Genomic DNA, 19,367 nt, shown 5'->3' with positions numbered 1-19,367 from the left:
CATGGGCATGACCTCAAAGTGGCCGTACGCCCGCCGAACCGGCGCCGAACCCACCCGCCGCACCGTCCTGCTCGCGACCGCCCTGGCCGCCGCACTCACGCCCGCCCTCGGCACCCCGTCCGTCGGCGCTCCCGCCGCGGCCGCCGACGACCCGTACGACACCCTCCGCCGGCGCTGGCTCGGCCTCGCCCTCGGCGACGGCTACGACCCGGCCGCCGAACCGTACGCCTCCCGCCTCGCGGAGACCGGCGCCCGCGCCCGCGCCCACCGCGCCGGCATGGCCCCCACTCCCACCTCCCTGTGGCCGGGGCACCCCTTCGACCCACCCGCCGGTATCACCTTCGCCTACGGCCGCCTGTGGACCATGACCGAGGCGTACGTCCAGCAGGGCACCGGCTCCACCGGCGACGAGGCCCTCCTCGCCGACATCCTGCGCGGCCTCGACCACCTCTCGGCCACCGTCTACCACCCGGCCACCACCCGCTACGGCAACTGGTGGGAGTGGCAGATCGGCAGCCCCCGCCTCCTGATGGACATCACCGCCGCCCTGTACGACCACCTCGGCGCCGACCGCGTCACCGCCGCCTGCGCCGCCGTCGACCACTTCGTCCCCGACTCGATGCTCGGCGACTACACCGGCACCTCCACCGGCGCCAACCGCGTCGACCTGTGCCGCTCCGTCGCCCTGCGCGGCGTCCTGGGCCGGGCCCCCGCCAAGCTCGCCCTCGCCCGCGACGCCCTCTCGCCGGTCTTCCCGTACGTCACCGAGGGCGACGGCCTCTACGCCGACGGCTCGTTCGTCCAGCACACCTGGGTCGCCTACTCGGGGACGTACGGCCAGGTCATGCTGGACGGACTCGGCCGGCTGTTCACCCTGCTCGCCGGCTCGGAGTGGGAGGTGACGGACCCCGGCAAGCAGACCGTCCTCGACAGCGTCGAGCACGCCTACGCACCCCTCATCCACGACGGGCTGGTCATGGACGGCGTCAACGGCCGGGCCATCAGCCGGGGTTACCTCAAGAGCGACGACCTGCACGTCATGCGCGGCGACCACTACCACGGGCAGCGGCTCATCGCGGCCATGGCGGTCCTCGCGGGCGGCGCGAGCGACGCCGAGCGCGAGCGCTGGTACGCGCGGATCAAGGGCTGGATCGAACGGGACACCGTCACCCCCGTCCTGACGGCACCCCAGTTCGGGGTCGCCGACCTGGCCCGGCTGCACGAGATCGCGGACGCCCCCGTCGAGGCCGCCCCCGAGCCCACCGGGCACCGGCTCTTCGCGGCCATGGACCGTGCCGTCCACCGCCGTCCCGCCTTCACCGCGCACCTCGCCATGGCCAGTGACCGCATCGCCCACTACGAGTGCGGCAACGGCGAGAACCCGCGCGGCTGGCACACCGGCGCGGGCATGCTCACCTGGTGGGCGAACGGGACGGGAGCGGGCCGGTCCGATCAGTACACGGACTGGTTCTGGCCGACCGTCGACTGGTACCGGCTGCCCGGCACCACCGCCTCCACCAAGCGCCTGCCCGACCGGGCGGGCGGCGAATGGGGCGCGCCCAAGCCCGACGCCCGCTGGGTCGGCGGCACGACCGACGGCGAGTACGCGGCCGTCGGGCAGCACCTCAAAGGGCTCGGCTCGACCCTCGAAGCCCGCAAGTCCTGGTTCTTCCTCGACGACGAGGTGGTCTGCCTGGGCGCCGGCATCACCTGCGCGGACGGCGTCCCGGTCGAGACGGTCGTCGACAACCGCAACCTCGGGGAGGGTGGCCGCCAGGCCCTCGTCCGCGGCCGTGGCTGGGCCCATCTGGAGGGCCACGGCGGCTGGATCGTGCCCGAGGGCGAACTGCGGACCCTGCGCGAGGACCGCACCGGCGCCTGGTCCGACATCAACGCCACCAGCACGACCGAGCGCCGGACCCGCCGCTGGCAGACCCTCTGGCTGGACCACGGCACGGACCCGGCCGACGCGGACTACGTCTACGTCCTCATGCCGGGCGCTTCCCGCCGCGACGTCGCACGCCGCGCCGCCGACCGCCGCCGGTTCACCGTCCTCGCCAACGACGACCGCCGCCAGGCGGTCGCCGTCCCCTCGCTCGGCCTCACGGCGGCGAACTTCTGGCAGGCCGGCACGGCGGGCCCGCTCACCGCGACGGCGGGGGCCAGTGTGCTGGTCCGCCGCCGGGGCCGTACCGCTACCCTCAGCGTCAGCGAACCACCGCGTACCGGAGAGCCCCTGGAGATCGTCTGGGACCACCCGGTGCGGACGACGGTACGGGCCGACGAGACGGTCGAGATCGTCGCGACGGGCCGCCGACTGCACCTCCGCGTCACTCCAGGGGTGGTATGTACCACGCATGAATGTGAGGTGACTCTCAGCTGACGGCTTTGTGCGACCCCTACAAGCATCAGGCCCTCTGAGCAGTCGAAATGGCTGCATGCCGTGGGGGTTCTGTTCAGTGCTACCAGGAAAACGCCTCGGAGACTGTACGGAGTCGACGGCTCGCAATCCTTGGTCGGCTTCGTAGAGTCGCTACATGACCGTTTTGGATGAGGCGCCGGGTGAGCCGACGGACGCGCGCGGGCGAGTGGCCGAACTGCACGAGATCCGTGCCCAGGCACTGGCCGGACCGAGCGAGAAGGCGACGGCGGCGCAGCACGCCAAGGGCAAGCTGACGGCGCGGGAGCGGATCGAGCTGCTCCTGGACCCGGGCTCCTTCCGCGAGGTCGAGCAACTGCGCCGGCACCGGGCGACCGGCTTCGGCCTGGAGGCCAAGAAGCCGTACACTGACGGCGTCATCACCGGCTGGGGCACGGTCGAGGGCCGCACGGTCTTCGTCTACGCGCACGACTTCCGGATCTTCGGCGGCGCGCTGGGCGAGGCCCACGCCACGAAGATCCACAAAATCATGGACATGGCCATCGCGGCCGGAGCCCCGCTGGTCTCCCTCAACGACGGTGCCGGCGCCCGCATCCAGGAGGGCGTCAGCGCCCTCGCCGGGTACGGCGGCATCTTCCAGCGCAACACCAAGGCGTCCGGGGTCATCCCGCAGATCAGCGTGATGCTCGGCCCGTGCGCGGGCGGCGCCGCCTACAGCCCCGCCCTGACCGACTTCGTCTTCATGGTCCGCGACACCTCGCAGATGTTCATCACCGGCCCGGACGTCGTCAAGGCGGTCACCGGCGAGGAGATCACCCAGAACGGCCTGGGCGGCGCGGACGTGCACGCTGAGACCTCCGGCGTGTGCCACTTCGCCTACGACGACGAGGAGACCTGCCTCGCCGAGGTCCGCTACCTCCTCTCCCTCCTCCCGCAGAACAACCGGGAGAACCCGCCCCGCCACGAGTGCGGCGACCCGGCGGACCGCCGCGGCGACACCCTCCTCGACCTGGTCCCGGCGGACGGCAACCGGCCGTACGACATGGCCAAGGTCATCGAGGAGATCGTCGACGACGGCGATTACCTGGAGGTCCACGAGCGCTGGGCGCGCAACATCATCTGCGCCCTGGCCCGGCTGGACGGCCAGGTCGTCGGCATCGTCGCCAACCAGCCGCAGGCCCTGGCCGGCGTCCTGGACATCGAGGCCAGCGAGAAGGCCGCCCGCTTCGTGCAGATGTGCGACGCCTTCAACATCCCGATCGTCACCCTCCTGGACGTACCCGGCTTCCTGCCCGGCGTCGACCAGGAACACGGCGGAATCATCCGCCACGGCGCCAAGTTGCTCTACGCCTACTGCAACGCGACCGTGCCCCGGATCTCGCTCATCCTGCGCAAGGCGTACGGAGGTGCTTACATCGTCATGGACAGCCAGTCCATCGGCGCCGACCTCACCTACGCCTGGCCCACCAACGAGATCGCCGTGATGGGCGCCGAGGGCGCGGCCAACGTCATCTTCCGCCGTCAGATCGCCGACGCCGAGGACCCCGAGGCCATGCGGGCCCGCATGGTCAAGGAGTACAAGGCCGAACTGATGCACCCCTACTACGCGGCCGAGCGCGGCCTGGTCGACGACGTCATCGACCCCGCCGAGACCCGCGAAGTCCTCATCCGCTCCCTCGCGATGCTCCACACCAAGCACGCCGACCTGCCCTCCCGCAAGCACGGCAACCCGCCGCAGTGACCCGAGGAGCCACGTCCATGTCCACTCCCGACATCCGCGTCGAGAAGGGCCACGCCGAGCCCGAGGAAGTCGCCGCCATCACGGCCCTCCTCATGGCCCGCGCCGCCGCCCACCCCGTCGAGATCGCCCCGACCCACGGCGGCGGCCCCGTCCGAGCGGGCTGGCGCCGCCTGGAACGCGAGCCGGGCTTCCGCGCCCCGCACAGCTGGCGCTGACCTGAACACACGTAGAGGCCCCTCCGGACCGGAGGGGCCTCTACGTGTGTCCGGGGCTGCTGCTCGACGGCGGGTCGGGCAACCGACCCAGGGGCGCGGGGAACCGCGCGACCAGCCACGACGCACCCGCACCCGGCACACAACCGCCCCCGGCAGCCCAGTGACCGCAGGGGGCGTCGCGCAACCCGGCGCCGGCGGCACCTCGCGCGGCTAGCGCAGCCGTGCCATCAGCGCGTGCTCCACGAGCGTGATGAGCGCCGACTTCGCGTCAGCCCGATGCCGCGCGTCCGTCGTGATGATCGGCGTGTCCGGACCGATCTGCAGCGCCTCCCGGACCTCGTCCGGGTTGTACGGCTGCTGGCCGTCGAAGCCGTTCAGCGCGATCACGAACGGCAGACCGCTGTTCTCGAAGTAGTCGACGGCGGGGAAGCAGTCGGCGAGCCGCCTCGTGTCGACCAGAACGATCGCGCCGATGGCGCCGCGCACCAGGTCGTCCCACATGAACCAGAAGCGGTCCTGGCCGGGCGTACCGAAGAGGTACAGGATCAGGTCCTGGTCGAGCGTGATACGTCCGAAGTCCATGGCGACCGTCGTGGTCGTCTTGTCCCCCGTATGGGTGAGGTCGTCGATGCCCGCGGACGCGGACGTCATCACGGCCTCGGTGCGCAGCGGATTGATCTCCGAGACGGCGCCGACGAACGTCGTCTTGCCCACGCCGAATCCGCCCGCCACCACGATCTTCGCGGAAGTGGTGGAGCGGGAAGGCCCTCCGCTAGAGCTTGCGAAGTCCACTGAGCACCCTTTCGAGCAGTGTCACGTCTGGCTGGCCGCCGGCGCTCTCGTCGCCGCCGGGCTGATGGATGGCGACCAGGCCCGCCTCCGCCAAGTCGGCGACGAGGATCCTGGCCACACCGAGAGGGATCGTCAGGAGGGCCGAGACCTCGGCCACCGACTTGATCTCCCGGCAGAGGTTGCAGATCCGCTGATGCTCGGGCAGCTGGCCCTGCATCTGGTGCGGCTGCGCGGTGGTGTGCACCAGCGCCTCGATGGCGAGCTGGTACCGGGGCCTGGTGCGGCCGCCCGTCATGGCGTACGGGCGCACCAGGGGGTTGTTCGACGCCCCGGCGGGCGCCGGCTCAGGGGTGCGGCGCTGCGGCTGCACAGGCTGGATGCGCGGAGCGTGCGGCTGGTCGTACGGCGAAGGGCCGGGGCCCTGCGGCGCGTACGGCTGCCGGTGGCTCGGCACGGAGGGGTAGCCGTATCCGTTCGCCGAGCCGTCGTTCTGGCCCTGGCCAGGGCCGTACGACCAGTTGCCCGAAGACGGACCACCTGGGGGTGTTGCCACTTTTTCCTCCTCCGACTGTGCCTGGCGTCCATCACTGTGGAGCCGCATCTCGAAACTTTACGGCCACGGGACGCCAAAACGCACCGTCTGTCCTTTAGTTGAGAAGGCTCCCTTGGAGCTCAGCGCGCAGATCCGGCGTCAGAACCGTGCCGGCGCGGTCCACCAGAAGGGCCATCTCGTACCCAATGAGACCGATGTCCGCCTCGGGGTGTGCGAGAACCGCGAGCGATGAACCGTCGGAGATGGACATGATGAAGAGGAATCCCCGCTCCATCTCCACAACCGTCTGGTTCACGCTGCCGCCCTCGAAGATGCGCGAGGCACCGGCGGTCAGCGACGTCAGACCGGAGGCGACGGCCGCGAGCTGATCGGCACGGTCGCGCGGGAACCCTTCGGACATCGCCAGAAGGAGTCCGTCGGCGGAGACCACCACCGTGTGGGACACCCCCGGGGTGTTGTCCACGAAGTTGGTGATCAACCAGTTCAGGTTCTGCGCCGCCTGGCTCATCGGGCTCACACTAACGCTCCTGGTTGTAGGTGCTGTCAGGACCACGGTGTTCATTCCTTGTGTCCTGGCCGTTCGTTTCACTGCCTGCCGTGCGGCCTCGTTCGACGCCGCGCCGCAGGTTGCTCAGCCTGCCCCGGACGTCCTCCGGGGCGCGGGAGACCTGTGGGCCTCCCTGTGGAGTGGTCTCGGCGGCGCCCTCGACCAGGTTGGCCTTGGGTACCCGTCGCGGCAGGCCCGAGGAGGTGACCCCGCCCGCCTTGGGCTTGCGCAGCGCCGAGGCCTGCTGCCAGCGGTCGTCGTTGGCCGACCGCCAGTTGTCCGTACCGTTCGCCCCCGGAGTGGCGGCGGCCGGCGCCTCGTGGCCCGCGTGCCCGGCATCGCCCGCGCCGCTCGCGGTGGATCCGCGGCGGGGAAGACCGGCGTCGGTCATCTCGTGGGCGGCGGAGTGGGCCGGCCCCGGACGGTCGAAGCCTACGCGGTCCGCCTCGTTCACGTCAGCGGCCTGCGCGGATTCCGCTTCCGGAGCACCCGTGGGGTACTGGTCCGGATAGCCGTTCTGGTAGCCGTCCTGCTGGGGCCAGTCGTCCTGGTGGCGCCGCTGTTCGAAGGCCGAGTAGGTCTCCTGGCCGCCGCCCGCCTGCTGGTGCCCGTTCCGGCCCGGCTCCGCGTAGGAGGGGTCCGGGTAACCGCCACCCGCCGGGTAGCCCTCGCCCTGCGGCAGTCCGCCGTTCGGCGCGTAGTACTGCTCGTCGTACGACGCCTGCTGCGGCTCCTGGTACGCCTGCTGCTGTTCGGCGTACGCCGCCTGCTGGTCGTACCCGCCGGTCGGCTGCTCCTGGTAGCCGCCCCGGCCCTGGTCGTACGCCGGCTGCTGACCGGTGAACTGGTCCTGGAACCCGGGGGCCTCGGCCTCTTCACGGCCGCCGTGTTCCGCCGGACCGGACAGCTCGGGCTGCGACTGGGCCTCCAGGGCCGCGCGGCGCTCCTCGCGCATCAGCGAGCGGCCGACCGGGTCGAGTTCGCGTATGTCGTCGGGGACCTCGGAGTACCGGCTGTCGTCGAAGCCCAGCTCGGCGGCGGTCCGCATGGGCTGACCGACCTGACCGAAGCTCTCGCCGCCCTGGAAGTTCTGCTCCGGGATGATCTGCGAGACGGTGAACTCGTCGCGCGGCTGCTGCTCGCCACCGCCACCGTGCGTGATGGCGTCCGGGAGCATGACCAGCGAGGTGGTGCCCGCCTGCTCGCCGGAGGGGCGCAGCTGGACCCTGATGCCGTGCCGGTCGGACAGCCGGCCGACCACGAACAGGCCCATGCGCTGCGAGATCGCGGCGTCCACGGTCGGCGGGTTGGCCAGCTTGTGGTTGATGTCCGCGAAGTCCTCGGCGGTCAGGCCGATGCCCTTGTCGTGGATCTCGACCATCACGCGGCCGTCCGGCAGCCGGGTCGCGGTGACGCGGACCTTGGTCTGCGGGGAGGAGAACGTCGTCGCGTTCTCCAGCAGCTCGGCCAGCAGGTGCACGAGGTCGGTCACGGCACGGCCGTGGATCTCGGCCTCCGGGACGCCGGACAGCTCGATGCGCTCGTACTGCTCCACCTCGGAGGAGGCGGCGCGCAGCACGTCGACCAGCGGCACCGGCTGGTCCCAGCGGCGGCCGGGCTCCTCGCCCGCGAGGACCAGGAGGTTCTCGCCGTTGCGGCGCATACGGGTGGCGAGGTGGTCCAGCCGGAAGAGGTTCTCCAGCTGGTCGGGGTCGGCCTCGTTGTTCTCCAGGTCGGTGATCAGGCTCAGCTGGCCCTCGATCAGCGACTGGTTGCGGCGCGAGAGGTTGGTGAAGATCGCGTTGATGTTGCCGCGCAGCAGGGCCTGCTCGGCGGCGAGCCGGACGGCCTCGCGGTGCACCTGGTCGAAGGCGCGGGCGACTTCGCCGATCTCGTCGGTCGAGGTGATCGGGATCGGCTGGACCCGGGTGTCGACCCGGCCCGGGTCGGTACGGGAGAGCTGGTCGACCAGCATCGGCAGGCGCTGCTCGGCGATGCCGAAGGCGGCGTTGCGCAGCTGGCGCATCGAGCGGCTCATCTGGCGGGCCACCATGCCGGCCAGAATGAACGCGGCGAGCAGCGCGATCACGACCGCGGCACCCGTGATGTAGGCGTCCCGCTCGGCGTCGTCGGCGATGGTGGACGCCTCGGACACCGCCTTGTCGGCCAGTTCCGACTCGATCTTGCCGTACGCGTCGAACTTGAGGGTGTTGACCGCCCACCAGTTTTCCGGCGTGATGCCCTGCTGGGCCAGGTCGGCCCGCGCACTGGGATCCGTCGAGTCCAGCCGTGCCAGCTCCGAGATCATCGTGGTCGGGTTGGCCGGCGGCGGCACGTAGTCCGGGTCCTTGGCCTTGGCCTCCTTGGCCATGGCCGCCCCGTCCGTCTTGAGCTGCGCCTCTGCGTCCTCGAGCTTCTGCGCGTCCGCCTCGGTACCGCCGCCGATGTACTCCTCGATGGCGATGCGCTCCAGGTAGGCGTACGAGGAGAGCGCGACGCGCTGGCTGGCGAGGTGGCTGGGGTCCGGGCCCGGCTTGACCAGCATGTGCATGCCGATGGAGCGCTCCAGGGAGAGCGCCGCCTTGGTCAGCGAGATCGCGTAGACGGTACGGCCGTAGGAGGTGATGTTGCCGGTGCCCAGACCGAGTTCGTTGGCGAACTCCATCAGGGGGTGGGCGATCCCGGTGTAGCCCTCCTCGGTCTCCACGCCCTTGAGCTTGGAGGTGTACGCGGCCGCCCGCAGCGTCTGGAGCTTGGGCTCCTGCTCGCGGAACACCTTCAGCCGGCGCTCCAGGCCCGCCTTGCCGGGCATGTCCTGGGCCGCCTCGTCGAACGCGTCGGCCGCCTCGTCGGTCCCCTGGCGGGCCTTGGCGACGGTGGCGTCCTTCTCTCCCTTGCCCTGGAGCAGCGGGGCGGCCGTGATGTCACGCTCGGTGTAGAGGGCGCCGGCGTAGTCGAGGGAGGCCCGCACCAGGCGCGCGGTGCTCTCGGCGTCCTCGGCGTCCGACCAGGTGTCGATCGAGCTCTTCACCTGGAAGCCGCCCATGACGAGGCCGACCAGCACGGGAATGAGCAGGATCGCGTTCAGCCGGGTGGTCACCCGCCAGTTGCGCGGGGAGAAACGGCCACCGCTCCCGGCGGGCTCGGCCTGGGGCTCCGAAGCGGGCACGGGGGCGGGCGCCGCTGTGCGCGGCGGCGGGGTGAAGTTGCCCCGGGCCGATGGCTCGGGACTGTTCTTGCTTCGCCTCACTCGACCAACAACCTCTCGGCGGTCGGCACCTACGTCGTGCCGCTGTGTCTCAGAGCCCAGTTCGTCATCGAGTACGCGCTACCGCTGAGTACGTCTTTGACCATTGGGCAGTTCCGGCATTCCAGCACGGCGGCCTGCGCTCTTCCAAACAGTGGGGCTAGCGGATTGCACGTGATGTAAACCCTAGATAAAACGGTCAAACAGAGCGAGGCCCGTCAAAAGACGGGGCGTTCGTGCGCGCAGCGAGACCAGTTGACCGCGTCGCGTGTCGATACCACCCGATTCCTCTGCCGAAACGTTATGAACGGCGGAGCCGACCGTGTCAAAGGACACAGTCGGCTCCGTCCCGCCTACGACAAGTGCCGTAGAACCCCGCCGACTTGGCTGTGACCGGCCGCAGACCTACCGCAGCCGCGCCATCAGCGCGTGTTCCACCAGCGTGATCAGAGCGCTCTTCGCGTCGGCGCGATGCCGGGCGTCGGTCGTGATGATCGGCGTGTCCGGACCGATCTGCAGCGCCTCGCGCACCTCGTCCGGGTTGTACGGCTGCTGGCCGTCGAAGCCGTTGAGCGCGACGACGAACGGCAGGCCCGAGTTCTCGAAGTAGTCCACCGCGGGGAAGCAGTCGGCCAGCCGCCGCGTGTCCACCAGCACCACGGCGCCGATGGCGCCGCGCACCAGGTCGTCCCACATGAACCAGAAGCGGTCCTGGCCCGGCGTGCCGAACAGGTACAGGATCAGGTCCTGGTCGAGCGTGATGCGGCCGAAGTCCATGGCGACCGTGGTGGTCGTCTTGTCCCCGGCGTGCGTGAGGTCGTCGATCCCGGCGCTGGCAGAGGTCATCACGGCCTCGGTGCGCAGCGGGTTGATCTCGGAGACGGCGCCCACGAACGTGGTCTTGCCGACGCCGAAGCCGCCGGCCACCACGATCTTCGCGGAGGTGGTCGCCCGACCCCCGTCAGAGCTTTCGAAGTCCACTGAGCACCCTTTCGAGCAGTGTCACGTCCGGCGCACCGCCGTTGTTCTCGTCGCCGCCCGGCTGGTGAATGGCGACGAGCCCGGCCTCCGCGAGGTCCGCGACGAGGATCCGGGCCACGCCGAGCGGCATCGCCAGCAGGGCCGACACCTCGGCCACCGACTTCACCTCGCGGCACAGATGGCAGATGCGCTGGTGCTCGGGAAGCAGCCCCATGAGCGCTGCCGGGTCGGCCGTCGTGCTGATCAGCGCCTCGATGGCGAGCTGGTAGCGCGGCCTCGTCCGGCCGCCGGTCATCGCGTACGGACGTACCAGCGGCTGGTCGCCCTCGTCCTCGTACGGCTCCGCGTACGGATCATGAGAGGCGGTGGGCGGGGTCATGAATCCTCCGGGCGGGACAGCAGGTCGGTCAGTCGTGCCGTCTGACGAGGCCGGTGGGGGGATTGTGGCGGCCGGACGGTGATTTGGTAACACGGGTGGTGCCGGGGCCGATCAGTGGAGCAGACTTCCTTGTAGTTCAGCGCGCAGGTCGGGCGTGAGTACCGCCCCCGCGCGGTCGACCAGGAGTGCCATCTCGTAGCCGACGAGGCCGATGTCGCACTCCGGGTGGGCGAGGACGGCCAGGGACGAGCCGTCCGAGACGGACATGAGGAAAAGGAACCCGCGTTCCATCTCCACGACCGTCTGTGCCACGTTGCCGCCCTCGAAGATCCGGGATGCCCCGGCGGTCAGCGAGGTCAGCCCCGAGGCGACGGCCGCGAGCTGGTCGGCGCGGTCGCGCGGGAAGCCTTCCGACATCGCCAGAAGGAGTCCGTCGGCGGACACGACGACGGTGTGGGACACCCCTGGGGTGTTGTCCACGAAATTCGTGATCAACCAGTTGAGGTTCTGTGCCGCCTGGCTCATCGGGCTCAACTAACGCTCCTGCTGGTGAGTGGGCCGCGGATAGCTGCCGGTCTGGTTGGTACCGGCCTGACGGCCCTGTGCGATTCCCCGACGGAGATTGGTCAGCCGGCCGCGCACCTCGTCGGGCGCACGTGATACCTGCGGACCGTTCTGGTGCGACTGCTGCTGAGCCGTGCCCGGGACCAGGTTGGCCCTGGGCACCCGGCGCGGCAGGCCGGATGTGGTGATCCCGCCGGCCGCCGGCTGCCGGACGCGCTCGGCCTGCCGGACGAGGTCGTCGTTCGGCGAGCTGCGCCAGGAGGAGGTGGCGGGCCGTTGGGGGGCCGCCGGGGTCTGGGGCTGGGGGGCCTGCGGCTCCGGGGCCGCGGCCGGGGGGCCCTGCTGGGCCCTCGCCTCGCGGTCGCCGTGGAACCAGTTGGTCTCCAGCGTGTCGTACAGCGGCGTACGTCCGTCACCGGGACCGGAGGCGGGGGGCAGGGCCCATCCGTCGCTCGGCCGCTGCGCGGCGGTGCCGTTGAGGTTCCCGTTGGCGTTCCCGTCCGCGGGCTCCTGGTGGGCCGGACGCTGCTGCGGGGCGCCGAAGTCGTTCCCGCCGTGCGCGCCGTTGACCTGCGGGCGCTCGAACTGGCCGGTGGGGGCCGGGTTCTGGCGCTCCGGCAGGCGGTGCTGCCCGGTCGAGCCGTTGTCGAAGCCCTGGGCGCCGGTGAACGGTCCCGTCGAGGCCGGGCCGGTCGGGCCCGGCTGACCGGGCTGACCGCCGAAGACGTCCGAGCGGACGAAGGATCCGCCGTTCTGCTGCGGGGCGGCCGGCTCGGACCGCGCGAACTGGTCGTTCTGCGGGGCGCCGTGCGTTTCGCCCTGGCCGTACTGGTCCTGGCCGTACTGGTCCTGGCTGTACTGGTCCTGGCTGTACTGGTTCTGGCCGGCCTGGTTCTGGCCCGCCTGGTTCTGACCGGGCTGGTTCTGGCCCGTCTGGGCGAAGCGCCCCGTGTTCTGCGGGTCGTCCCGGCGAGGTGCCGGGGCGTCGAAGTCCGGGCGGGCGAACTCGGCCGTGGCGCCGGGGCCCTGGGACTCGCCGAGCCGGGGGACCGCCGGCATCTCGGTGGTCGAGCCCGGGCCCTGCCGGTCGTCGAAGCGCGGCGTGCGGTCCGTACGCGAGCTGCCCGGCTCCTCGTGGCCGCGCGGGGCGTCCAGCGAGGGGCGCGGCACGGGCGGCTGCGCGTTCTCGTCGCTCCAGCTGGGCGTGCGGGGCTGCGGGTTGCCGCCGGGCAGCTCGGCCCGCGGACCGCCGCGCGGCGGCAGCTGCGGGCGGCCCTGCTCGGCGTCGCCGTTCCCCTTGCCGCGGCGCTTGCCGCGCTGCGGGGGCGCGGAGGGGGCGCGTCCGCCGCCGAAGGCATCCTGGCCGCCCTGCGGCGCGTTGCCCTGGGGTGCGTTCATGCCCGCGGCCTGCATGCCCTGCGGAGCACCGGGCGCCTGACCGGCGCCGGCACCGGCTCCCGCGCCGGCCGGAGCCGGGCGGTTCTGCTGGTTCGGTCCCGTCGGGGACTGCGGCCCGCGCGCGCCGCCCGGCGCACCCGGGCGACCGCCCGCGTCCCGCCCGGGCAGTGCGGCACGCGGCCCCTGACCGGCACCGAGCCGGCCGCCGCCCGGCGCACCGGCGCCGAGGGCACCGCCACCACCGCCGAAGGCACCGCCCTGGCCACCACCACGCCGGGCCGCCGCGACACCGGCCGCGGCCTGCGCGGCGGCGGGACCGCCGTTGCCCGTGGCGGGCTGTCCCTGCTTGGGCTGCGGCTTGCGGCCGCCCTGGGCGACGTCGACGGGCAGCATGACCAGCGCGGTCGTACCACCGGAGTCGGACGGGCGCAGCTGGATGCGGATGCCGTGGCGCTGCGAGAGGCGGCCGACCACGAACAGACCCATGCGGCGGGAGACGGAGACGTCCACGGTGGGCGGCGAGGCGAGCCGCTCGTTGATCGCGGCGAGGTCCTCGGGGGAGAGGCCGATGCCGGTGTCGTGGATCTCGATCAGCACGCGGCCGTCGGGCAGCGCGTGACCGGTGACCTTGACCTTGGTCTGCGGGGAGGAGAACGAGGTCGCGTTCTCCAGCAGCTCGGCGAGCAGGTGCACGAGGTCGTTGACCACGCGGCCGGCGACCTCGGTGGTCGGCACCGAGGCCAGCTCGATGCGCTCGTACTGCTCCACCTCGGAGGCGGCGGCGCGGAGCACGTCGACCAGCGGGACCGGACGGGTCCAGCGGCGGCCGGGCTCCTCACCGGCGAGGACGAGGAGGTTCTCACCGTTACGGCGCATGCGCGTCGCGAGGTGGTCGAGCTTGAAGAGCGAGGACAGCTGGTCCGGGTCGGCCTCGCGGGACTCCAGTTCGGAGATCAGCGACAGCTGGCGCTGGATAAGACCCTGGGAGCGGCGCGAGAGGTTGGTGAACATCGCGTTGACGTTGCCCCGCAGCAGGGCCTGCTCGGCGGCGAGGCGGACCGCCTCGCGGTGCACGTCGTCGAAGGCCGCGGCCACTCGGCCGATCTCGTCCCGGGAGTGCACGCCGACCGACTCCACCGAGGTGTCGACGTCCTGCGGGTCGGTCTCGGAGAGCTGCTTGACCAGTTCGGGCAGGCGGTCCTGGGCGACCTTGGTCGCCGTGTCCTCCAGGCGGCGCAGCGACCGGATCATGGACCGGGCCACGACGAACGCGCCGACCAGGGAGACACCGAGCACGAGCAGGATCAGGACACCCGAGATGATGGCCTCTTGCTCGGACTCGTTGCGCAGCTCGCGGGCCTGCTGCTCCATGTCCTCCAGCAGCTTCAGCTCGATGTTCTTCATCTGCTGGATCTTGGTGGAGCTGTCGTCCAGCCAGTCCTGGTACGACCTGGTCTTCAGGTCGGCCAGGCCGTTGACCTGGCCGAGGGCGCGGCCGGCGTACTGGTCGGACGTCTCGATCACCGGGTTGCCCTCGGAGATCGGCTTGAGGAGTTCCTCGGCGCCGTCGCCGTAGATGCTGGTGAAGCTGCGGATCTCGGACGTCTGGCTCTGCAGCGCCGACTGGGCGTAGAGCCGGTCGTTCTCGGAGAGGTTGCCCTTGCTCGTGGTGTTCGCGGGGAGCGCCGCCGCGAGGACCGCGCGCTGGATCGACGCGTACTCCTTGGCCGAGGAGAAGGCCGACAGGGCGCGCGTGCGCTGGATCATGTCGGGGTTGCTGGTCGCCTCCGCCATGTCCTGCGAGAGGTCGAGCAGGTGGGTGATCAGGCGGTGGTAGGCCTCGACGGTCTGGGTCGAGTTCTCCTTGGCCTTGTAGGCGGTGCCGCGGATCTTGTTCAGGTCGTTCAGGTCGCTGGCGAGGCCGACGAGGCTGTCGCGGACGCCGACGAGGTTGCCGTCCTTGCTGGCGGCGTCGATCTCCTCGGAGCTGTCGAGGAAGTTCTTCAGGGCCCGGTCGGTCTTCTCCCGGTCGCCCTTGACCGCGATCGCGCTGGAGGTCGAGCCGTGCGCCAGGGGACCGGCGGACTGGTCGCGCTCCTCCTGGAGCGCGGCGGCCAGCTCGGTGGCCTGCTTGGTCATCTCGGTCAGCAGCTTCATGTTGTCGAGCTGCTGGATGTCGTCCATCGACTGGTTGATGCGCAGCGCGCCCAGCGAGGTGGCCGCGACCACCGGGAGCGCGAGCAGCGACACCAGACGGGTGGAGATCCGCCAGTTGCGCAGGGCTATTCGCGGGCCGGGGCCGGTCGAGCCCTTGGCCGGCTTCGCGGGCGGCTTCTGGCCGGCGGCGGACGACGTCCCGGCCTGACCGGAGCGGTCGCCGTTGTCGCCGGACTGGGCCTGGCCCGGGTTCTGGGCGTGCTGGGGCGAGGAGCTGACGGCCTTGGGGCCAGTCCCGCCGTGCTGCGGCTCCGGCTCCGCCGAAGCGCTGCCATCCCTCTTGAAACGTCCCTGCACTAGCGTCGCAACCTCTGGACCAGGCGCCCCTCCGCGTGAACGGACGGGCACGGTGTCGGCGTCATAGGGGCGCCCTGAATACGCCCCCGTGGCGGTCGTGAGTGACCGGCGCTGGTTCCCCCATCTCGCCGCCGCTCGGCGCTGGTGTGCGCCCCCTGTGCGCCGGTTCGATCCCGCAGCGGTCCGTGGAATTCCAGCACAGTGCAGGATCTCCAACAAGGCCCATGGGTCACCCCGTGACATAGGTGACAGCACGTGAGGGACGAGTCACCGGACGTAGAAAGTGATCACCCGCAAAACGGACGTATGTCCGCGAGTCGTCAGTGCCCGGAAGGTGTCCCAGTCGACATGATCAGGAGCGGAATGGTGGGTTCAGGTGGGCAATGTCGCTTTCGTCGCGGTGTTGCGCGAGCCTGAATTGACCGGTTTGACCCTTGATAAGTGAGCAAACTCACATGCAGATCAGGGGTCTCGCTCGGGTTGGCGGGGAATCGCATGTTTAGCCTGACGCTTTACAGAGAAGGCAAAACCGACAACCCGCGCCCTCGCAAGGGTTCTTGCAGCCCTCCGGCGCCCGGACACGACAGGGTCTCGTACAACCGTGAAGACGACGATGATGTTCCACAAGATCGCCAACCCGCGACGCACGACGCTGGCGCACCTCGACGGCGTCGACGACCTGCGGACGCCGGAGCAGCCGGAGCATGCCGTCGAGCTCCCCGCCCAGACCGCCAACCCCCGGCGTACGACGCTCATGGAGATCCCCGTCGCGGCCTCCGTCGCAGAGTAGTACGTCACCCGGCCGCCGGACGTTCAGGGCGGCCGTCCGGGCACACGGGCGCCCGCGCTCACGAACCGCCGTCCCCGGGGCCACGGCACGCAATGCGCGCGGCGCCCCCTGCCTTGCCGCGTTAGCCTGGAGCGTCATACTCCAGCCAGCTCAGCAAGGGGCCAAGCAACCCGTGCGCATCGCCAGGTTCTCCATCGACGGGAACGTCGCCTTCGGCGCGGTCGAGGGCGACCAGCCGGACCAGCTCGTCCTCGACATCATCAAGGGCATCCCGTTCGCGGACTTCGAGCTCTCCGGCACCAAGGTGCCCCTGAGCAAGGTGCGGCTGCTGCCGCCCGTCCTCCCCAACAAGGTCGTCGCCTTCGGCCGCAACTACGCCGAGCACGCCCGCGAACTCGGCAACGAGGTGCCCGACGCCCCGTTCGCCTTCTTCAAGCCGTCCACCTCGGTCATCGGCCCCGGCGACGCGATCCAGTACCCCTCCTTCTCCGAGGAACTGCACCACGAGGCCGAGCTTGCCGTCGTCATCGGCCGCATGTGCCGCGAGGTCCCGCGCGAACGCGTCAAGGACGTGATCTTCGGCTACACCTGCGCCAACGACGTCACCGCCCGCGACGTGCAGCGCCGCGAGAAGCAGTGGGCCCGGGCCAAGGGCTTCGACTCGGCCTGCCCGCTGGGCCCCTGGGTGGAGACCGACCTGGACCCGGCCGACCTGACCATCCAGCTCACGGTCAACGGCGGCCAGCGGCAGCTCGGCCGCACCAGCGAGATGATCCACTCGATCGAGGATCTGATCGTCAACATCTCCGAGGCGATGACGCTGCTTCCCGGCGACGTGATTCTCACGGGCACCCCGGCCGGCGTCGGCCCCCTCAACGTCGGCGACGAGGTCGCCGTCACCATCGAAGGCATCGGCACTCTCACCAACAAGGTTGTCAAGCGTGGCTAGCGCATCCGGCTCCCCCGTACGCGTCCGTTTCTGTCCGTCCCCCACCGGTAACCCGCACGTGGGCCTGGTCCGCACCGCCCTGTTCAACTGGGCGTTCGCCCGGCACCACCAGGGCACTCTGGTCTTCCGCATCGAGGACACCGACGCGGCCCGGGACTCCGAGGAGTCGTACCAGCAGCTCCTGGACTCGATGCGCTGGCTGGGCTTCGACTGGGACGAGGGCCCCGAGGTCGGCGGCCCGCACGCGCCGTACCGCCAGTCGCAGCGCATGGACATCTACAAGGATGTCGCACAGAAGCTCCTGGACGCCGGCCACGCCTACCGCTGCTACTGCTCCCAGGACGAGCTGGACACCCGCCGCGAGGCCGCCCGCGCCGCCGGCAAGCCCTCCGGCTACGACGGCCACTGCCGCGACCTGAGCGACGCCCAGGTCGAGGAGTACAAGGCGCGGGGCCGCGAGCCCATCGTCCGCTTCCGGATGCCCGACGAGCCGATCACCTTCACGGACCTGGTCCGCGGCGAGATCACCTACCTCCCCGAGAACGTCCCGGACTACGGCATCGTCCGCGCGAACGGCGCCCCGCTCTACACGCTCGTCAACCCGGTCGACGACGCCCTGATGGAGATCACCCACGTCCTGCGCGGCGAGGACCTGCTCTCCTCCACCCCGCGCCAGATCGCCCTGTACAAGGCGCTGACCGAGCTGGGCATCGCCAAGGAGACCCCCGCCTTCGGCCACCTGCCGTACGTCATGGGCGAGGGCAACAAGAAGCTCTCCAAGCGCGACCCGCAGTCGAGCCTCAACCTCTACCGCGAGCGCGGCTTCCTCCCCGAGGGCCTGCTCAACTACCTCTCCCTGCTCGGCTGGTCCCTCTCCGCCGACCAGGACATCTTCACGATCGAGGAGATGGTCGCGGCCTTCGACGTCTCCGACGTCCAGCCCAACCCGGCCCGCTTCGACCTCAAGAAGTGCGAGGCGATCAACGGCGACCACATCCGCATGCTCGAGGTGAAGGACTTCACCGAGCGCTGCCGCCCGTGGCTGAAGGCTCCCGTCGCCCCCTGGGCGCCCGAGGACTTCGACGAGACCAAGTGGCAGGCGATCGCGCCGCACGCGCAGACCCGCCTGAAGGTCCTTGCCGAGATCACGGACAACGTCGACTTCCTGTTCCTGCCGGAGCCGGTCTTCGACGAGGCGAGCTGGACCAAGGCGATGAAGGAGGGCTCGGACGCCCTGCTGCGCACCGCCCGCGAGAAGCTGGACGCGGCCGACTGGACGTCCCCCGAGTCCCTCAAGGAGGCCGTCCTGGCCGCGGGCGAGGCCCACGGCCTCAAGCTCGGCAAGGCCCAGGCCCCCGTCCGCGTCGCCGTCACCGGCCGCACGGTCGGCCTGCCCCTCTTCGAGTCCCTGGAGGTCCTGGGCAGACAGAAGGCGCTGGCCCGGATCGACGCGGCGCTGGCGAGGCTCGCGGCCTGAGCGCACGTACCCGCGACCGAGGGGCGGCTCCCGGACTTCCGGGGGCCGCCCCCGCGTCGTACGGCCGGACACGGCGGGACCGGCGGCGTTACCGTCGGATCATGAGCATTCGCGCCGTGGTCTGGGACGTCGACGACACCCTCTTCGACTACACCACCGCCGACCGCGAGGGCATGCGCGCCCATCTGGTGGCCGAAGGGCTCCTCGCCGGGTACGGCACGGCCGAGGAGGCCCTCGTGCGCTGGCGGGAGATCACCGACCAGCAGTGGACCCGGTTCGCGGCCGGCGAGGTCGACTTCGTCACACAGCGCCGCGACCGAACCCGGGTCTTCCTGGGCAGGCCCGGGCTGACGGACGCCGAGGCCGACGACTGGTTCCAGCGGTACGTCACGCACTACGAGGCCGCCTGGTCCCTGTTCCCGGACGTCCTGCCCGTCCTGGACGCCCTCGCCGCCAGTCACCGGCACGCGGTGCTCTCCAACTCCAGCCTCACGGTCCAGGACCGCAAACTGCGCGTCCTCGGCGTGCACGACCGCTTCGAGGCCATCCTGTGCGCCGCGGAGCTGGGCGTCTCCAAGCCGGAGCCCGGTGCCTTCCTGGCGGCCTGCGACGCCCTCGGTCTCGCCCCGCCGGAGGTGGCCTACGTCGGCGACCACCCGGAGATCGACGGACGCGGCGCCGCCGACGCCGGGCTGCTGTCGGTGTGGATCGACCGCGGCGGCGTGTACGCGACCGTCGATCCGCCCGTCGGGCCCCGCCGTATCGCCTCGCTCTCCGAACTCCCCGCGCTCCTCGGCGCCGATACCCGTTTTGGAGCCCCGTCCACCTTCGGGTAATGTT

The 19,367-nt window shown here is 71.0% G+C and carries 15 protein-coding genes; 7 read left to right on the top strand and 8 right to left on the bottom strand.

Going from position 1 to position 19,367, the window contains the following annotated elements:
* Nucleotide 1: 1 nt before the first annotated feature.
* From ACIQ6R_RS30675 to ACIQ6R_RS30665, 3 genes are all read left to right on the top strand, one after another.
* Nucleotides 2–2,383, top strand: a complete 2,382-nt coding sequence (locus ACIQ6R_RS30675) for a polysaccharide lyase 8 family protein (protein WP_404224831.1) — start codon at nucleotides 2–4, stop codon at nucleotides 2,381–2,383.
* Between the two features lie 154 nt (nucleotides 2,384–2,537).
* Nucleotides 2,538–4,121: an acyl-CoA carboxylase subunit beta gene (locus tag ACIQ6R_RS30670; protein WP_404224829.1), complete on the top strand. Its 1,584-nt coding sequence runs from the start codon at nucleotides 2,538–2,540 to the stop codon at nucleotides 4,119–4,121.
* A 17-nt stretch (nucleotides 4,122–4,138) separates the two neighbouring features.
* Nucleotides 4,139–4,336: an acyl-CoA carboxylase subunit epsilon gene (locus tag ACIQ6R_RS30665; RefSeq protein ID WP_404183229.1), complete on the top strand. Its 198-nt coding sequence runs from the start codon at nucleotides 4,139–4,141 to the stop codon at nucleotides 4,334–4,336.
* Between the two features lie 210 nt (nucleotides 4,337–4,546).
* On the opposite strand, the gene ACIQ6R_RS30660 is transcribed toward ACIQ6R_RS30665, so the two are convergent.
* From ACIQ6R_RS30660 to ACIQ6R_RS30625, 8 genes are all read right to left on the bottom strand, one after another.
* Nucleotides 4,547–5,128 carry an ATP/GTP-binding protein gene (locus ACIQ6R_RS30660; protein ID WP_009314218.1) on the bottom strand — a complete coding sequence of 194 codons (582 nt, stop codon included), beginning with the start codon at nucleotides 5,126–5,128 and terminating at the stop codon, nucleotides 4,547–4,549.
* Nucleotides 5,109–5,681, bottom strand: a complete 573-nt coding sequence (locus ACIQ6R_RS30655; RefSeq protein ID WP_121749353.1) for a DUF742 domain-containing protein — start codon at nucleotides 5,679–5,681, stop codon at nucleotides 5,109–5,111. The genes ACIQ6R_RS30660 and ACIQ6R_RS30655 overlap by 20 nt, the downstream gene beginning before the upstream one ends.
* A 94-nt stretch (nucleotides 5,682–5,775) precedes the next feature.
* Nucleotides 5,776–6,189 carry a roadblock/LC7 domain-containing protein gene (locus ACIQ6R_RS30650; RefSeq protein WP_004983065.1) on the bottom strand — a complete coding sequence of 138 codons (414 nt, stop codon included), beginning with the start codon at nucleotides 6,187–6,189 and terminating at the stop codon, nucleotides 5,776–5,778.
* 10 nt (nucleotides 6,190–6,199) lie between these two features.
* Entirely contained in the window at nucleotides 6,200–9,478 is a 3,279-nt protein-coding gene (locus ACIQ6R_RS30645) for a nitrate- and nitrite sensing domain-containing protein (RefSeq protein WP_404224827.1), read from the bottom strand.
* Between the two features lie 402 nt (nucleotides 9,479–9,880).
* A complete protein-coding gene (locus ACIQ6R_RS30640) occupies nucleotides 9,881–10,456 on the bottom strand; it encodes an ATP/GTP-binding protein (protein ID WP_055421789.1) in 576 nt (191 codons plus the stop codon).
* Nucleotides 10,437–10,835 (bottom strand): DUF742 domain-containing protein, encoded by a 399-nt coding sequence (locus ACIQ6R_RS30635; RefSeq protein WP_003973454.1) that lies wholly within the window; start codon nucleotides 10,833–10,835, stop codon nucleotides 10,437–10,439. Before ACIQ6R_RS30635 ends, ACIQ6R_RS30640 begins: the two co-directional genes overlap by 20 nt.
* Before the next feature lie 111 nt (nucleotides 10,836–10,946).
* The gene (locus tag ACIQ6R_RS30630; protein WP_003973453.1) at nucleotides 10,947–11,360 is read right to left on the bottom strand and encodes a roadblock/LC7 domain-containing protein; all 414 of its coding nucleotides are present in this window, start codon (nucleotides 11,358–11,360) and stop codon (nucleotides 10,947–10,949) included.
* Nucleotides 11,361–11,369: 9 nt separating this feature from the next.
* Nucleotides 11,370–15,311 (bottom strand): nitrate- and nitrite sensing domain-containing protein, encoded by a 3,942-nt coding sequence (locus tag ACIQ6R_RS30625; protein ID WP_404224825.1) that lies wholly within the window; start codon nucleotides 15,309–15,311, stop codon nucleotides 11,370–11,372.
* 601 nt (nucleotides 15,312–15,912) lie between these two features.
* Here ACIQ6R_RS30625 and ACIQ6R_RS30620 point away from each other — a divergent pair.
* From ACIQ6R_RS30620 to ACIQ6R_RS30605, 4 genes are all read left to right on the top strand, one after another.
* On the top strand, nucleotides 15,913–16,101 hold the full coding sequence (locus ACIQ6R_RS30620) for a hypothetical protein (protein WP_404183218.1): 189 nt from the start codon (nucleotides 15,913–15,915) through the stop codon (nucleotides 16,099–16,101).
* Nucleotides 16,102–16,273: 172 nt separating this feature from the next.
* Complete coding sequence (locus tag ACIQ6R_RS30615) at nucleotides 16,274–17,050, top strand: fumarylacetoacetate hydrolase family protein (RefSeq protein ID WP_271320535.1); 777 nt, start codon at nucleotides 16,274–16,276, stop codon at nucleotides 17,048–17,050.
* Entirely contained in the window at nucleotides 17,043–18,527 is a 1,485-nt protein-coding gene (gene gltX / locus ACIQ6R_RS30610) for a glutamate--tRNA ligase (RefSeq protein WP_404224823.1), read from the top strand. Before ACIQ6R_RS30615 ends, gltX begins: the two co-directional genes overlap by 8 nt.
* A gap of 101 nt (nucleotides 18,528–18,628) precedes the next feature.
* Nucleotides 18,629–19,363, top strand: coding sequence for an HAD family hydrolase (locus ACIQ6R_RS30605; RefSeq protein ID WP_404224821.1), 735 nt, complete (start codon nucleotides 18,629–18,631; stop codon nucleotides 19,361–19,363).
* Nucleotides 19,364–19,367 lie beyond the last annotated feature (4 nt).

It is taken from the genome of Streptomyces sp. NPDC096048, from assembly GCF_044763415.1.
In the GTDB taxonomy this organism is placed as follows: domain Bacteria; phylum Actinomycetota; class Actinomycetes; order Streptomycetales; family Streptomycetaceae; genus Streptomyces.
The sequence above is the reverse complement of the archived record's forward strand: the minus strand, read 5'-3'. Positions and strand labels throughout refer to the sequence as shown.